Source organism: Paenibacillus sp. FSL H7-0442 (assembly GCF_038593105.1).
Taxonomy (GTDB): Bacteria; Bacillota; Bacilli; order Paenibacillales; family Paenibacillaceae; genus Paenibacillus; species Paenibacillus polymyxa_D.
Map to the genome: position 1 here is coordinate 5,710,518 of NZ_CP151963.1, position 14,324 is coordinate 5,724,841.

Consider the following 14,324-nt stretch of genomic DNA (forward strand, 5'->3'; position numbering starts at 1 on the left):
TGCTTATCATCTTATATTATAAATTATTTATTCATCAACTAACTACTACATTTATTGTGAAGTATCCGTCCTACTTGTGATAAGGTTCCCCTCGATTTATCTTCACCGCCCGATAAATCTGCTCTACCAGCACCAATCGCATCAGCTGGTGAGGCAGGGTCATTCTTCCGAAGCTCAGCTTCTGCTGGGCGCGGCGGAGAACTTCGTCAGAAAGGCCGTGGCTACCGCCAATGACGAAGATAACATGGCTTGTACCGTAGGTGCCGAGCTTGTCCAATTCCTCTGCGAGTTCTTCCGAGCTCCACAGTTTGCCGTCGATGGCGAGTACAATGACATGTGCTTCATTTTTCACATGAGCAAGGATGCGCTCTCCCTCTCGCTCCTTGACCTGTCGAACCTCCGCCTCGCTCAGTGTATCGGGAGCCTTTTCATCGGCTACTTCGATCATTTGAAACTTAATGTATGGCCCTAGCCGTTTGGCATATTCCTGAATTCCCATGACCAAATACTTCTCTTTTAACTTGCCAACACCTATAAGTTGAATAAACAAATTCCATACCCCTATCTATGTCGAATGATAATGTAAAATCGCATTTACGATCCCTAACATGAATAAATACCTTTAACATAGTTATTTTAGCACCTGAAACGTCTCTTACCTATCTATTTCCTCTCTGTTACGAGCCTATTCCCTGTTCAGATCATAGCGGATCATTCATTTACGCTCTTCACAATGAAATGCCTATCCATTTCATATTCATCAACATACTGCATCAACATCTTTCGATATTGGCTGATTTGTTCCGCTGTCGCTGACTCCCGTAATGATTCCAACAATGCCGTACATTTCTTGAAATTACGATCGTTACCCGACTGATCTGCTAGTTGCATTGCCCGCACAGTAAGTCCCACTGCATCCTGTAATCTGCCACACTTCCGATAGTACAAAGCCAAGTGATAGCAGTAGCTATAAAAGTAAGATATGTTCTCTGCGTCTTCATAACTCTCAAATTCATCAATCTGCTCTGCAAACGTATGTAAAATATCTGTCACATCCAAATGATACATAAGCGCTGCCCGTAATATGGTATTCAGCCCCGGTAATATTTCCTCTAGATTATCCTGCAAAAAGGCTACGTATTCCTCGATCAGCTCTATATTTCCAGACAAAATATCTACTGCATATAAATTAGTTTTGGCTAAAAACCTGAACTCCTCAACAACCTGAATGTCTTCTTCCTTTAAATCCTCCATCCACCCCAGCTCAGCATACTTATAGATGCACTCCCTTGCCTGCTCATATGCACCCAGGTTCTGGTGAGCCATTCCACACATCAGGTGACTGAGCCCAAAATAATATACCAACGGACGTTCTAAATTGACATGCGGGATGGATAATTTCATTGCTTTATGATACTGCCGTTCTTCGTAAATGCGTTGCACACGGTTGTATAAAATGCCAGATGTAGTCTCGACCTGGGCCCAGTTTCCGAAGGAATAAGCCATGTTTAACAATTGTACAATCACATCTGGTTTGAGTGATTTTAGAATATCTTCCTGCAAAGGTATTACCTCCTCAAGTATATCCTCATTATTGATTTAGAGTTGCTGACCACTCGTGTAGAGTGACTAAACAGATTAATTATACTACTTAAAATGCGTAATATAAACCATTTTTACTATATATTTTGACCTGACTTTTACACTTCATCTTCCATAAGCTTGTTATGAGGTGGTTATATGACAGAATTACGCAAGCAAATGGGTACAAGAATCCGGGCTATTCGAAATGCAAAGGGACTTACACAGCAAAAACTGGCTGACATCGCAAGCTTGGACTATCGATATATTGGTGCATTAGAGCGTGGCGAAAGAAACTTTTCGATTGATACCTTGGAGAAAGTGTTAACTGCCTTAAACGTGTCTATCAGTGAATTAATGTTTTCCAAAGAACATATGACTAAAGACGAAACGATTCGGCAAGAGGCAATAGATGAGTTTGTTGCGTTGACCAGCAGATTGAATGAGGAGCAAATCGGCATTCTCAGACGAGTTAGTAAAGAAGTTTCACGCGCGTTCGACTAAGCCATTCCACCCTAAAAAGCCTTGAATAAAACAAAAAAAGAGCACCTCACAGGTGCCCTCCAAACGTTTTATAAAAGATACTCAAGCATACAACATAAAAAAGCTCACTTCATGTCCCAGTTGCTTCAGATAATTATAAATCTGCGAACGATGATGGAACAAATGGGTCAAGATCTCAATCTGCCATTGAACCTGCAAATGTCCATGCTCCATATAAAAGGCCTTCGTCGAACGGTTCAGATAATCTTCTTCGCTAAGCGAAAGAATGTAAGTCTTATAAGCCTCGAAGTTTTCCCTGAAAGCCGCAGCCAAGCGCTCGGGATTTTCCACCCCGGACAGGCTGGTTTCAATCTCTCCTACTTCACCCTCGGACTTCTCCTGCATTATCGCAAGATCCGAAGCAGGAATAAGAACAAAGTGATGTACTAACTCCAGCAGCGAGCGGAAATTGTCCTGTGGACGAAAGCTCCAATCCTCTGGACGTATTTTACGGATCAAGGCTTCCCCCGTCCGTACTCCGGTCTCCAGCTCATTCAGTAAATGACCTCGAACTTGCAGCGTTCCACTCATATTCTCATCTCTCCTTTACCATTCTTATTCATATTTTGAGTATAGCCGAAGCCTCTGGGCGTGTATTGTAAAAATCGGACAACTTCCGTAAATCCTTAGCCGCAGTAAGCGGAGAATCTCCATAAAACCTGCGAAAATCGCGGATTAAATGCGCCTGATCGAAAAAGCTGTGCTTCAATGCCAGCTCCGTCCAATCCAGACTCCCGCCGCTTTGGATACTGTGCAGAACGCTCTGGAAGCGGACGACTTCGCTGAACTTTTTGGGGCTGATTCCGATCCATTGCCCAAACTTACGGTTAAGCTGCCTTTCACTGATCGCCTCACGCTCCGCAAGCTCCTTAACCCCCACACTCCCACCGCTCATGAAGATGCGATGCAGCAGGTTTTTCATCAGGTCACAATCGTTCGTGCATTGGCGCAGCAGAAGCTGGTTAAGATACTTATCCATTATGCGCACCCGTTCATTAAAGTCCTGCGCCTCAAAAATACGTTCACTCATAACCCCTATGCTTTCGGGCCAGAGATCTTCCAAGCGATAATTACCGCCTGTAAACAAGTGAGTCGGCATCCCGTGAAAATAATGTGCCCCGCCCGGAAAAAATCGCACCGCAAAAATACGTGTCTCGGACCCTGCTTGTCTGGCAGACACAAATGGTTGCGTAAATGTCCCGCAGTACGAGAGTTCCTGACGCTTATTCACCGAATCGTATTCTAATAGAATATCCGTACAGCCGTCAGGTAATACCCGCTCCATGGTTTCTTCCTGCGGCAGGCTTAACAAAGCGGTGTCTTCGTACGAAGCTGCTAGATTCCCCTCTACCACCCTATTAGCCGGACCGGACTCCCAATAACAGGCCACGTAAGCTTTCAGCGCGGCAGACGGCTTTTGTTCGATATAATACGTGGACAAATCACTTCCATTGACTTGAAGCGGACGAAATAAAGAATGCAGTAAAGGGTCCATCCATCGTTCACTCCTGTCTCAGTACGTGGTAGGGATAAATATAGCTCTATGTATGAGTGTTTTTGCAATAAGTCCTGGTATACAAAAAGGACGTTTCTGCCCGAAACGCCCGTGCTTGTTTTTTAGACGACCAAAAACTCGGCTTTCTTCTCACATTCCTTGCACTTCACTGGAGGGTCCCAATCCGAAAATTTCGTTTCCTTGAGATCGACGACATCCGGTGCATCCTCGTATTCATCGACGAACATATCAATTGCCAGTTCCACATGCTCTTTACATACCACGTACATTCCAGTTGCATCCCTTTCCGTTTGAAGCTTTCCGTGTTGTAGGTGTGTCAAAACTGCCTTCTTTTGTTCTACCACACTTGACGCGGAAAGGAAAGGGCTTGCCCGCTATCCCTATCGTTTGGTCTTAAAAATGAGGAAATTACTGACGTTCAGGTCTTCACGGAAATGGGGAAATTTCTCCAGCATGTCAGCAGACGGCTTCGGTTCGACCATCCCATCCAACAACAAGCCCGCCTCAACAATGGTTTGTACATAGCTGCCCAGCGTACGGTGAAAATACAAAAGCTTTTCTTCCTGATCATAAGGAATGGCTTGCTCCAATGGGCCTTCATTGAAATATTGACCCACTTTCCAATACAGCTTTTTCCCTGTCTCATCCTTCACCCATCCACTCTGCGGCGTCAGAAAGCACGGATGCAGAATAGAAAAAATAAAGCTGCCTCCCGGAACTAATAACCGCCGCATTTCGGCAATCGCCCGCTCATAATGAGCCAAGTCCTGAATGACCATATTGGACACGATCAGATCAAAGCTCTGGTCCCCGAACATCTCCAGCTTTTCCAGATTGCCATGGTGATATGTAATTCCCAACGTTGACGGCGTTCGCTCTTTGGCTAGCCTCAGCATCTCTGTCGAGTAATCGACAGCCTCTACCCAAGCACCCGCCCTGGCCATTTTCCGGCTTAGATAGCCTTCGCCACAGCCGGCATCCAGCACTTTTTTGCCCTCAAGGGGTTCCATACAAGCTTGCAATGCCGGATTCAGCAGGACTTCGCGAGACCGATCCCCTTCCTCCGTGTACTTGGCCGTAAAGTTTTCTGCATGCATATCCCAGCGTCGAATGGCCTCTTCCGTGTCCCACTTATTCATATTCATCTCCTTCTTTCTTTTGTATTTACAAATCCGATGCTATACTACAATCCACGTAGGGCCATAGATTCTACACTCATTTCTGTATTTTTTCAATAATAACGCTTACAAATTTAAAATATCTAATTAACACATGATTTTTATATAAATTATACAGGTATTCCATATTCAAATAGTGTGGTAGTGTTTATTGGAAAGCGCTTTCAAAAATAACTTTGTAAAGGGGCCTGTTATGTTAAAACGAAGACCCGTTTCATTACTGTCGTTGACGCTTGCCATCACCCTATTATTATCTACGTTCGCATCCGTTGCCGCTGCTGCCGAATCTGACGGACAAGCACCGCAAGCTGCGGCTGCGAGCAGCCTGCAATCGTATGTGGAAGCCATGCAGCCTGGATGGAATTTGGGAAATTCTCTGGATGCTGTCGGGGCAGATGAGACAGCCTGGGGTAATCCGCGCATTACTCAGGCGTTGATTCAGCAAATTGCTGCCCAAGGGTACAAAAGCATACGCATCCCCGTCACCTGGGATAAGCACATTGGAGCCGCACCAACCTATACCGTTGAGTCCGCCTACATGAACCGTGTGGAAGAGGTTGTTCGCTGGGCACTGGACGCCAATCTGTACGTCATGATCAATGTCCATCATGATTCATGGACGTGGGTAAGCAGTATGGAACCCAAACATGATGAGGTGCTGGCTCGCTATAACGCATTATGGACACAAATTGCCCCGCGCTTTAAAGATCAGCCTAACAAGCTAATGTTTGAAAGCATTAACGAACCTCGTTTCTCCGAAGGAGGGACTACGGATGAAGCGAAAATGAACCAGATGCTCCAGGAACTGAATATATCCTTCCACAAAATTGTCCGTGCTTCTGGCGGTAAAAATGCCACTCGTCCCCTTGTTCTGCCTGGTTTGGACACCGCACCTGCTCAGACCAAAATCAATGAGCTGTACAACACGATAACCAAGCTGAACGATCCCAACCTGATTGCCACCGTCCACTATTATGGTTATTGGCCTTTCAGTGTAAATATTGCAGGCCATACTACTTTTGATAAAGATACTAAAAACGATATCATCCAAACCTTTGATAACGTCTATAACACCTTTGTAGCCAAGGGGATTCCGGTCATTGTCGGTGAATATGGCCTGCTCGGCTTCGATAAACATACAGGCGTGATTGAACAGGGCGAAAAGCTAAAATTCTTCGAGTTCCTGACCTATTATATGAAGGAGAAGAAAATAACAGGCATACTCTGGGATAACGGCCAGCATTTTAATCGCACAACGTACAAATGGTCTGACCCTGAACTCTTTAATGTCATTAAGTCCAGCCTAAAAGGACGCTCCTCCAATGCAGACTGTGACCTCATTCACTTGAAGAAAGGCACCTCTGCTCAGGACACCAAGGTCACCTTAAACCTGAACGGCAATCAGCTGAACACACTCAGTGCTAACAGCAAGCAACTAACACAGGGCACCGACTATACGCTGAGCGGAGACATATTAACCTTCAAAGCCAGCTTGCTCACCAGCCTGACCACTTCCGGTAAATATGGGGAGAATGCCGCCATTACCGCTAAGTTTAACAAGGGGGCAGACTGGAATTTTAGAGTCGTCGTGTATGATACCCCAAAATTAAGTGCTGTCGAAGGGACTACTCAAGCCTTTACCATTCCAACAGACTTCCGTGGTAGCCAGCTTGCCACGATGGAAGCCGTGTATACGAATGGTGGTAATGCCGGTCCACAGGATTGGACACCTTATAAAGAATTTGGCAATACCTTTTCCCCTGCCTATGATGCCAATGGGATCAAGCTATTGCCTGAATTTTTTAATAGTGTAAAAGATGGTGAAGTTACGCTGAAGTTCCACTTCTGGAGCGGCGATGTGGTGACATACAAGATCACTAAGAGCGGAACCCGTGTAACGGGAACGACATCTTAATCTAAGGCGCAGCAGAAGATCGAAAAAGGCGTTCCCGGAACTAAGCCGGTGAACGCCTTTTTATAGTTAAGCCTATAATCATACCTTAGCCTTCCGGCTTATCTGTTAATTTTAACGTCATCGTTTCTTCCTTGCCTGCCCGGTAAAAAGTAACTTTCAGCTCATCGCCAATTTTCTTGTTATCGTACAAGTAGCGACGCAAATCAAGCGTAGAGTTAATCGGTTCGCTATCAAACGCTGTAATGACATCGTTCAGCTTCAAGCCAGCCTCTTTGGCAGGACCGTGGGCTTCCAGAACGACTGCTCCATTCTTCACGCTGTCCGGCAGCTTGAGCTCCTTGCGCTGAGTTTCATCCAGCGGTGCATATTCATTATTGAGATCGACCGTGTATACCCCCAGATAAGGGCGGGTGATCTTGCCGTCCTCAACCAGTTCATTCACCGTTTTCATTACCTCATTGGCGGGAATAGCGAAACCAAGTCCCTCAACACCAGTATCAGCGATTTTCATCGTATTGATGCCAATCACACGTCCGTCCAGATCGACCAGCGCGCCGCCGCTGTTTCCCTCATTAATCGCCGCATCGGTCTGGATGACATGCTGCTCCCAGTCATATACCCCATCCTGATTAATGGAAATCGGAATGATGCGATTCGTATAGCTTACTATACCGGAGGTAAGCGTATCTCCCAAGCCAAGCGGGTTGCCAATAGCAATGACCGTTTCACCCAGACGAAGTTTGCTGGAGTCGCCGATATCCGCTACTGTGCTAATGCCTTTATCGTCAACTGCCAGTACCGCGATATCACTAATGCGATCCTTGCCGATCAGCTTTGCCTCTTTTCTGACACCGTCTACCGTTACAATATCCAGATCATCTGATCCTTCGACCACATGGTTATTCGTCATAATGAAGGCTTTGCCCGAACTCACTCGGAAAATGACACCCGATCCAAGCGCGGATTGTTCCGTACTTTTACCCTCTTCATCTTTCAGATTCACGATGCTAACGACGGCTGGGCGCACTTTGGCTGCCGCCTGCACAATCCGGTCATACGGGTCACCCGCTGCTTGCCGCAAGGGATAGTGACTGGCTCCGGTTACCGCTGTAGTGGAGGGCAGACCTGTAATAAAGCTGAACAGAAGCACGGCAATCACTGCACTGACTGCACCGCTAATGACAGCAGCTTGCACCGGACTTACTCCACGCTTCCTGTGTGGCCAACGTCCCCGTCCTCCACGGCGCGCCTTAAATGCCATTTTTTTAGCCGCACGTGTGGATACCTTCGTTGAATAAAAATCGTCCTCAAACAAGCCCATGCTAATCCTCTCCCCTTCGTTGTCATGCACCGACACTCACTAAAAAATTAGGGCTATTCGGGCTTGCGCCAACCTATGCTACAGAGAACCTGCTCCGTTGAACATCTCAAATGGATTGAATATCCCTTATCATCGGAATCCAGCAACCAATCGTTCCGGCCTACTTATTAATCACCACAAATGGTGCCTTCCTAAGCAACCGAATCTCATAAATTAGCATACACGCCGAATCTGACTCCGAATAGAGGAAAAAAGAGGAATGATTTCCAAACCAATGGACTACAATAGTAACAAGTCTTCTATTCTATTACAAAATGATCGTCTCATAGAGACGTTCTGGCCTGTTCCCGTCCGCTTAAAGCTGCCTATACTTTCGATGAGAGCCTTCCTTCAGAAAGCTTTCCGTTGTTAGCTTTATTGTATCACAGCACTTAGCAAAACCACAGGCAGAACCAAGCTCATTGCACGCCATTTCTAAAATATTTTTTAGGAGGAATATATGATGAATTCACATCGTTCGGCTATGGATGAAGTTCGCATGGCTGCCAAGCTGGCGGATTTGAAAGACGAGCATTACCGCAATACACTGGCGCTAAGTACATTGATTGAACTACTGGTGGACAAAGGCGTAGTGACCCGTGAAGAGGTAGAACGCAAAGCCGCCGAGCTGGACAGCTTTATGGCTCACTTACCTTATCCCAAGGTGTAGGACGATCATAGTACGTATCACACAATCGAAACTCACTGTCCTTGTAAAAACAGCCGCGGTCTTCCATCGCCCCACGCACAGTCAGCTTCGCAAGTTCCATCATATTGTGGTCGCGGCTCAAATGTGCCAAATACGTTCGCTTCGTCCGTCCTGTCAGCAGCTCGCTAAGAATCGCGCCCGCCATCTCATTAGATAAATGACCGATATCGCTGAGAATACGGCGCTTGATGTTCCACGGATAACGACCCATACGCAGCATTTCCACATCATGATTAGACTCCAGCACCAATACATCCGCATCTGATATCGCCTGTTTCACTTTGTCGCTGACATAGCCAAGATCGGTCGCTACACTCAGCTTCTCCGCCCCATCATAAAAGCTATATCCTACAGGCTCGGCCGCATCATGGGATATACCAAAAGACTCCACGCGTAATGATTCAAATTCCCGCGTTGCGCCTGTCTCCAATATTCTACGGTTATCATCTGCAATTTGCCCAACAGCATTGCTGATGGCAAACCATGTCTTCTCGTTAGCATATATAGGTAAATTATATTTACGCGCCATGGCGCCTAGTCCTTTAACATGATCGGAATGCTCATGCGTGACCAAAATACCATCCAACTCTTCTCCGCTCAGATCGCGTTCTTTCAGCAATTCGTCAATACGCTTCGCGCTGAGACCCGCATCGATGAGCAATGTCGTGTCTTCGTTCCGCACAACGGTAGCGTTGCCGGTCGAACCGCTCGACAGCACGGTAAATGAAATCCCCATATCTGTTCAAGACCCTTCTGTATGTTCTGTCTTTGGACTAATGACATCTCCGTTCATCTGCACATAATACACACCTTTTCCGTTGTCCAGCATAAACCGCCACACGGGGGCAGCCACCTGACTATCGGAGTTAAAGGTCTGTCCGTAATAACCGAGCCGGATATCCTTCACAATCGTATCACGCGGCAAATAGCCGTCGATCAGCCTTGCCAGTGCTTTGGACGCAGGCAGCATTTTCTTTGCCTCATCCGAAGGCTGGAGCTCGACCTTAATTTTGCGATACCCTGTAATCTTTTGATTGCTGTAAAACAGAGCCAGCTTCACATTAAATAGCGGCCATTTGCCCTGAACCAGCGGATGAAGTACAAAAGCATCTGCTTGTCCGGATGCCAATTCCTCCTGAACATCCAGCGGATCGTACTGAAAGTTATCGATATCCTTGATTTGTGGCTCCAATGCCTCAACTAACGCATCATGAGTGAATACCAGTTTGCTGTCCACCGGCTTCACCAGCTGCACACGATCATCCTTTTCTCCACTATGAACGTATGTGTAAGAGAGTTTAGGCAGCTGCGGGGTATCGCCGGGAATCGGAGCCAGCACCTGAATGCTTTTCTCTTCCATTAAACGCTGCGTATTTTCATCCAATGAAGTAAAATCCAGACTCGGCCCTGCCGTTTCCTGCGCATCATGCCACAATTGGTAACCCAATACCACATTGAGCAGCAAAAATGTACAGATCAATACGTTTTTGGCGCGGCTCCAATCCATTCCCGTTCCCCCTTCCTGTCACCTCTTTGTCTCCCGGTCTGGCTTCGTTTGTGTTGTGTTGGATGCTGTCGTTACAGGAACAGCAAGAATTTCTGCAACAGAACCGTCACCGAACGAAACGCGCCATTCAGGAGCAAGCTTCAATCCATCATTGGTCAGCTCCGGTTGATATACGGGAGTCAGATCCCGAATCGTCTTCCCTTTGCCTACAGTCTCCAGTTGCTTCTTCAAAGGCTCGCCGCCCGGCAGCATAACCTTCTTCGAGGATTGCTCTCCTCCCTTGAGATACAGCAACGAACGTTCATAGACAGAAGCCGTTTCCTGCTGGATTTGCAGCGAAATCGTACCAAAGCGGAACGATGGTGTGTCGAGCACTGGATAAGCACCATAATACTGCTGAAACATCACAGATGTACGATTTTCATCACTGCTTCTCAATTTCAGCTGATACGAAGCATCCCAACCGCCATGCTGATTCACGAAATCAACTGCGGCCAGCACATCCCTAATCGGGCTGCTTCCACCCGCTCCTGGCGCACTCGGATCGGTATAGCTCATCCAACGTTGCTCCTGCTTGATTTGCAGACTACGTTTGCTATCCGTATAAATTTGGGAGCCGTCCTTCTCCTGAATATTACGCGTAATCCCCGGATCGAAAAACAAATTCCGCTGCATTTGCTCTGTCGTAAACAATCCAGCATACACTACAGGCTGCGTAGTTTCCAGATCATCCACGGGAATGTAGTACTGATTATTTACCAGCTCGTACAACGGGGCATTTTTACCGAAATTCACATGCTGGCGGATGTCCTCTACTGTCATATCGAACTGGTTCGCCTCATACACCACATCGCCTCTGGCACTGAAAAAGAGCGCGTGTGGCTTGGCATTCTTTTCGTCTATATAGATCCAAATGCGGTTAATCGTCTCTCCCTGAAACACCGAATCCGGCGTCAGACGCATAACCCGCTCCAGTAATGAAACCGGGACTCCGCCTGAAAAGGATAATTCGATGCCTTCGTTTTCGCTGCGAATCTGCGCCCAGTCCGCCGATTGAATACTTCGACGTTGAAAGTTGTTAAAGCTTCGGCTTTCCAGCCGTGTATAAATTAAATCGTAAAAAGTAACACCCGGATAAAAAACGGTATGCTTCTTCTCACCTTGGTGAATTAGCATCTTATCAGGAAACACGAGGTTCTCAATCTTTTTCTCCTGCCCCATGCTTTCGGTTTTGACATAGTTCGTTTCTGAAGTGAGTACAGAATCACTGCCTGGAAGGCGGTAAATCAAAAAATAAGTCTGTACCAGGCTGGAAGCAACCAGCAAAATAAGCGTCCAGGACTTCAAGCGTTCCTTCACTGTGCTTCCCTCCCTTCACTCGACATGGGTAGCGTAAAGGTCGTGCAGGTTCCCTGACCGTATTCCGACTCCAGAAAAATCTGGCCCCCATGTGCCTTTACAATTTCCCGGGCAATCGACAGTCCCAGTCCCGTGCCGCCCATATTGCGCGATCTCGCCTTGTCTACACGATAAAACCGTTCAAAAATCCGGTCCAAGTCTTTTTTGGGAATACCAATTCCGGTGTCTTGTACCGAAATGGACAGCATTCCCTCACTGTTGCGGCGAGCTTCGATCCGAATACTTCCGCCATCTGGCGTATATTTCAGCGCATTGGACATCAGGTTGTCCAGCACCTGCTCAATTTGGTCCCGGTCGATCACGACTTTACCGATTCCCTGCTCTACGAACATCCCTGAGCGAATGTGTTTTTGCTTCATTTGAAAAGAAAACCGATCTGCGACTTCGTCCAGCATCTCCATCACATCCGCTGGTTGCATCCGCAAAGGCGCCTCATTGGAATCAAGCCGTGACAGATGCAGCAAATCCGTAACCAACCGGATCATACGCTCTGTCTCGTTGCGGATCACGCCCACAAAACGCTCTGCGAGCTGCGGTTCAGCCATCGCGCCGTCATCCAGCGCTTCAGCGTAGCTGCGGATGGTCGTCAACGGAGTGCGCAGCTCATGGGATACATTCGCTACGAATTCCCGCCGTGTCGTCTCCATCTCCTCCTGCTCCGTCACGTCCTGGAGCACGGCAATCGTCCCCGTAATGCCAATTTCCCGCCGATGAATCGGCGTGAATGTCACACGGATGACGATGGGTTCATCCTGACCAGCTGGCTCCAGCTGCAAGAGCGTGGAGGCCGAAGAACCGCTATACAGGGCCTCGGTTTCCTCCGGGTCGATCCCCAGCAGTACCGCGATATGCCTGCCGGTCATTTCGTTCTCGTTCACGCCCAGCATGGCGCTGGCCCGACGGTTGACCAGAATGACCCGGCCATTGTCATCAGTAGCGACCACACCGTCGCTCATATTGGTCAAGATGGAGGAGAGCTTCTCCTTCTCCTCTTCATTTTGGGACAGTGCCTCACGCAGACGGCCTGTCATATAGTTAAAGGCCACGCTGAGCCTACCGATCTCATCTTCACCAAATACAGGCATCTGCTGGTCGAATTTGCCCTCGGCAACCTCCGTTGCATGGCGTGTCATTACCTTGATCGGGTGCGTAATCGTATGGGCCAATACCACGCCCAGCACAGCCGTCAACGCGAGCGCAATGAGCATACCTGAGAGAAACACATTGTTAATGCGTTTCATCGTATCGTAGAGCTCGGTCATTGAAGCGGCGATGTATACCGCGCCGACAATCTTGCCTTGGCTGATAACGGGCTTGGCGACGACCTTCTTGCGGACATTATCTTCGTCCACCATGTATTCCTCGTTATCTCGGATTCCTTGGAGTGCGCGGCTGACTACTGTCTGCGTATTTTTGCGTCCGACATAATCGGCGTGTGAACCTTGGGAAGTAATTAATACTTTCCCGCTGGCATCCAGCACCTGAATTTCCGCGCCGCTGAAATCGAATAAATTATTCACGCGTGCACGTAGACTTTCCACGCTGTCCTCTTCCATTTTGCCGTCGCTGCCACTCAGATCCTGCTCCGCCAGCACGGACAGCATCTCCGCCCGTGCTTGCAAATCCTGCGTAAAATTACTCGTGAGGGAGTTCTTCATCGAGCTGACAAAATAAACCCCTATCAGCTGCATAGCCACCAAGATAAGTAGCACATAAATAATAATCAGCTTTGCATGAATGGTACGAAAGAAAGACAGCCATTTCATGCCCGCAGGCCACCTTTGCCCCCGCTCACGATATATCCAAGGCCACGGCGTGTCAGGATGGTCTCCGGCTTGCTCGGATTCTCCTCAATCTTCTCGCGCAACCTCCGAATGGTCACATCTACTGTCCGCACATCCCCGTAGTATTCGAAGCCCCATACTGCCTGGAGCAAATGCTCCCGCGTCATGACTTTTCCAGCATTCTTCGCCATATAGTGCAATAGCTCATATTCGCGGTGCGTCAGGTCAAGCGGTGTTCCGTTTTTGTAAGCTGTATACATATCCGTATCAAAAAAGAGGTCGCCCACACGCAGCCCCTGCTTATCTTCCTGCGGTCGGCTTTCCGACGCGCCTGCCCCGCCGCGTTGCTGTCTGCGCATCTGTGCCTTCACTCGTGCCAGCAATTCCCGCGTGCTGAACGGCTTTGTTACATAATCGTCCGCGCCCAGCTCCAGCCCCAGCACTTTGTCGATTTCGCCGTCCTTAGCGGTCAGCATAATAATCGGCGTCTGGAGCTGATGCCCGCGCACCTCGCGGCATACGTCCATGCCGTCCATGCCCGGCAACATCAGGTCCAGCAGGATCAGATCAGGCTGCTGTTTGACCGCGATATCCACTGCGCTGATTCCATCGAAGGCGCAAATCACCTGGTAGCCCTCTTTTTCCAAATTAAATTTCAAAATATCAGCGATGGGCTGTTCATCATCCACTACCAGAATCGTTCCTTGCATACAGCGTTCACCTCTTTTCACGGATCATCATCTATAATAACTTTCGTTTGTCAGTACCTATAAGATGCTTATTCTATTCTATCATACCCGTGCGCCATTCCA

Annotated in this window: 15 protein-coding genes; 3 read left to right on the top strand and 12 right to left on the bottom strand. The window is 47.8% G+C overall.

Annotation, left to right across the window (positions count from 1 at the left end; genetic code table 11):
- Window positions 1-70 precede the first annotated feature (70 nt).
- Window positions 71-550, bottom strand: coding sequence for a 23S rRNA (pseudouridine(1915)-N(3))-methyltransferase RlmH (gene rlmH / locus MHH57_RS25285; RefSeq protein ID WP_342434681.1), 480 nt, complete (start codon window positions 548-550; stop codon window positions 71-73).
- A gap of 161 nt (window positions 551-711) precedes the next feature.
- Complete coding sequence (locus MHH57_RS25290; RefSeq protein ID WP_342434682.1) at window positions 712-1,563, bottom strand: DNA-binding protein; 852 nt, start codon at window positions 1,561-1,563, stop codon at window positions 712-714.
- A 177-nt stretch (window positions 1,564-1,740) separates the two neighbouring features.
- On the opposite strand from MHH57_RS25290, the gene MHH57_RS25295 reads away from it, so the two are divergent.
- On the top strand, window positions 1,741-2,085 hold the full coding sequence (locus MHH57_RS25295) for a helix-turn-helix transcriptional regulator (RefSeq protein ID WP_342434683.1): 345 nt from the start codon (window positions 1,741-1,743) through the stop codon (window positions 2,083-2,085).
- An 81-nt stretch (window positions 2,086-2,166) separates the two neighbouring features.
- Here MHH57_RS25295 and MHH57_RS25300 read toward each other — a convergent pair whose 3' ends face one another.
- The 4 genes from MHH57_RS25300 to MHH57_RS25315 form a co-directional block, all read right to left on the bottom strand.
- Window positions 2,167-2,655 carry a DinB family protein gene (locus MHH57_RS25300; protein WP_341071431.1) on the bottom strand — a complete coding sequence of 163 codons (489 nt, stop codon included), beginning with the start codon at window positions 2,653-2,655 and terminating at the stop codon, window positions 2,167-2,169.
- A 28-nt stretch (window positions 2,656-2,683) separates the two neighbouring features.
- On the bottom strand, window positions 2,684-3,619 hold the full coding sequence (locus MHH57_RS25305; RefSeq protein ID WP_341071432.1) for a helix-turn-helix domain-containing protein: 936 nt from the start codon (window positions 3,617-3,619) through the stop codon (window positions 2,684-2,686).
- 122 nt (window positions 3,620-3,741) lie between these two features.
- Window positions 3,742-3,909 (bottom strand): CxxH/CxxC protein, encoded by a 168-nt coding sequence (locus tag MHH57_RS25310; RefSeq protein ID WP_013373879.1) that lies wholly within the window; start codon window positions 3,907-3,909, stop codon window positions 3,742-3,744.
- 111 nt (window positions 3,910-4,020) lie between these two features.
- Window positions 4,021-4,779: a class I SAM-dependent methyltransferase gene (locus MHH57_RS25315; protein ID WP_341071433.1), complete on the bottom strand. Its 759-nt coding sequence runs from the start codon at window positions 4,777-4,779 to the stop codon at window positions 4,021-4,023.
- 232 nt (window positions 4,780-5,011) lie between these two features.
- Here MHH57_RS25315 and MHH57_RS25320 point away from each other — a divergent pair, with 232 nt between their 5' ends.
- Window positions 5,012-6,733, top strand: a complete 1,722-nt coding sequence (locus tag MHH57_RS25320) for a cellulase family glycosylhydrolase (RefSeq protein WP_341071434.1) — start codon at window positions 5,012-5,014, stop codon at window positions 6,731-6,733.
- Between the two features lie 85 nt (window positions 6,734-6,818).
- On the opposite strand, the gene MHH57_RS25325 is transcribed toward MHH57_RS25320, so the two are convergent.
- A complete protein-coding gene (locus MHH57_RS25325; RefSeq protein WP_340933789.1) occupies window positions 6,819-8,054 on the bottom strand; it encodes a trypsin-like peptidase domain-containing protein in 1,236 nt (411 codons plus the stop codon).
- 502 nt (window positions 8,055-8,556) lie between these two features.
- On the opposite strand from MHH57_RS25325, the gene MHH57_RS25330 reads away from it, so the two are divergent.
- A complete protein-coding gene (locus MHH57_RS25330; RefSeq protein ID WP_025723164.1) occupies window positions 8,557-8,763 on the top strand; it encodes a hypothetical protein in 207 nt (68 codons plus the stop codon).
- On the opposite strand, the gene MHH57_RS25335 is transcribed toward MHH57_RS25330, so the two are convergent.
- The 5 genes from MHH57_RS25335 to yycF are packed head-to-tail and all read right to left on the bottom strand — an operon-like array spanning window position 8,732 to window position 14,222.
- A complete protein-coding gene (locus MHH57_RS25335) occupies window positions 8,732-9,538 on the bottom strand; it encodes an MBL fold metallo-hydrolase (protein ID WP_023991120.1) in 807 nt (268 codons plus the stop codon). The two genes, MHH57_RS25330 and MHH57_RS25335, sit on opposite strands and share 32 nt — an antisense overlap.
- A 6-nt stretch (window positions 9,539-9,544) precedes the next feature.
- Complete coding sequence (gene yycI / locus MHH57_RS25340) at window positions 9,545-10,309, bottom strand: two-component system regulatory protein YycI (RefSeq protein WP_029518929.1); 765 nt, start codon at window positions 10,307-10,309, stop codon at window positions 9,545-9,547.
- A gap of 18 nt (window positions 10,310-10,327) precedes the next feature.
- On the bottom strand, window positions 10,328-11,668 hold the full coding sequence (gene yycH, locus MHH57_RS25345) for a two-component system activity regulator YycH (RefSeq protein WP_209950121.1): 1,341 nt from the start codon (window positions 11,666-11,668) through the stop codon (window positions 10,328-10,330).
- Window positions 11,665-13,494: a cell wall metabolism sensor histidine kinase WalK gene (gene walK / locus MHH57_RS25350; protein ID WP_029518931.1), complete on the bottom strand. Its 1,830-nt coding sequence runs from the start codon at window positions 13,492-13,494 to the stop codon at window positions 11,665-11,667. Before walK ends, yycH begins: the two co-directional genes overlap by 4 nt.
- Entirely contained in the window at window positions 13,491-14,222 is a 732-nt protein-coding gene (gene yycF, locus MHH57_RS25355) for a response regulator YycF (protein WP_025723159.1), read from the bottom strand. The genes walK and yycF overlap by 4 nt, the downstream gene beginning before the upstream one ends.
- Window positions 14,223-14,324 lie beyond the last annotated feature (102 nt).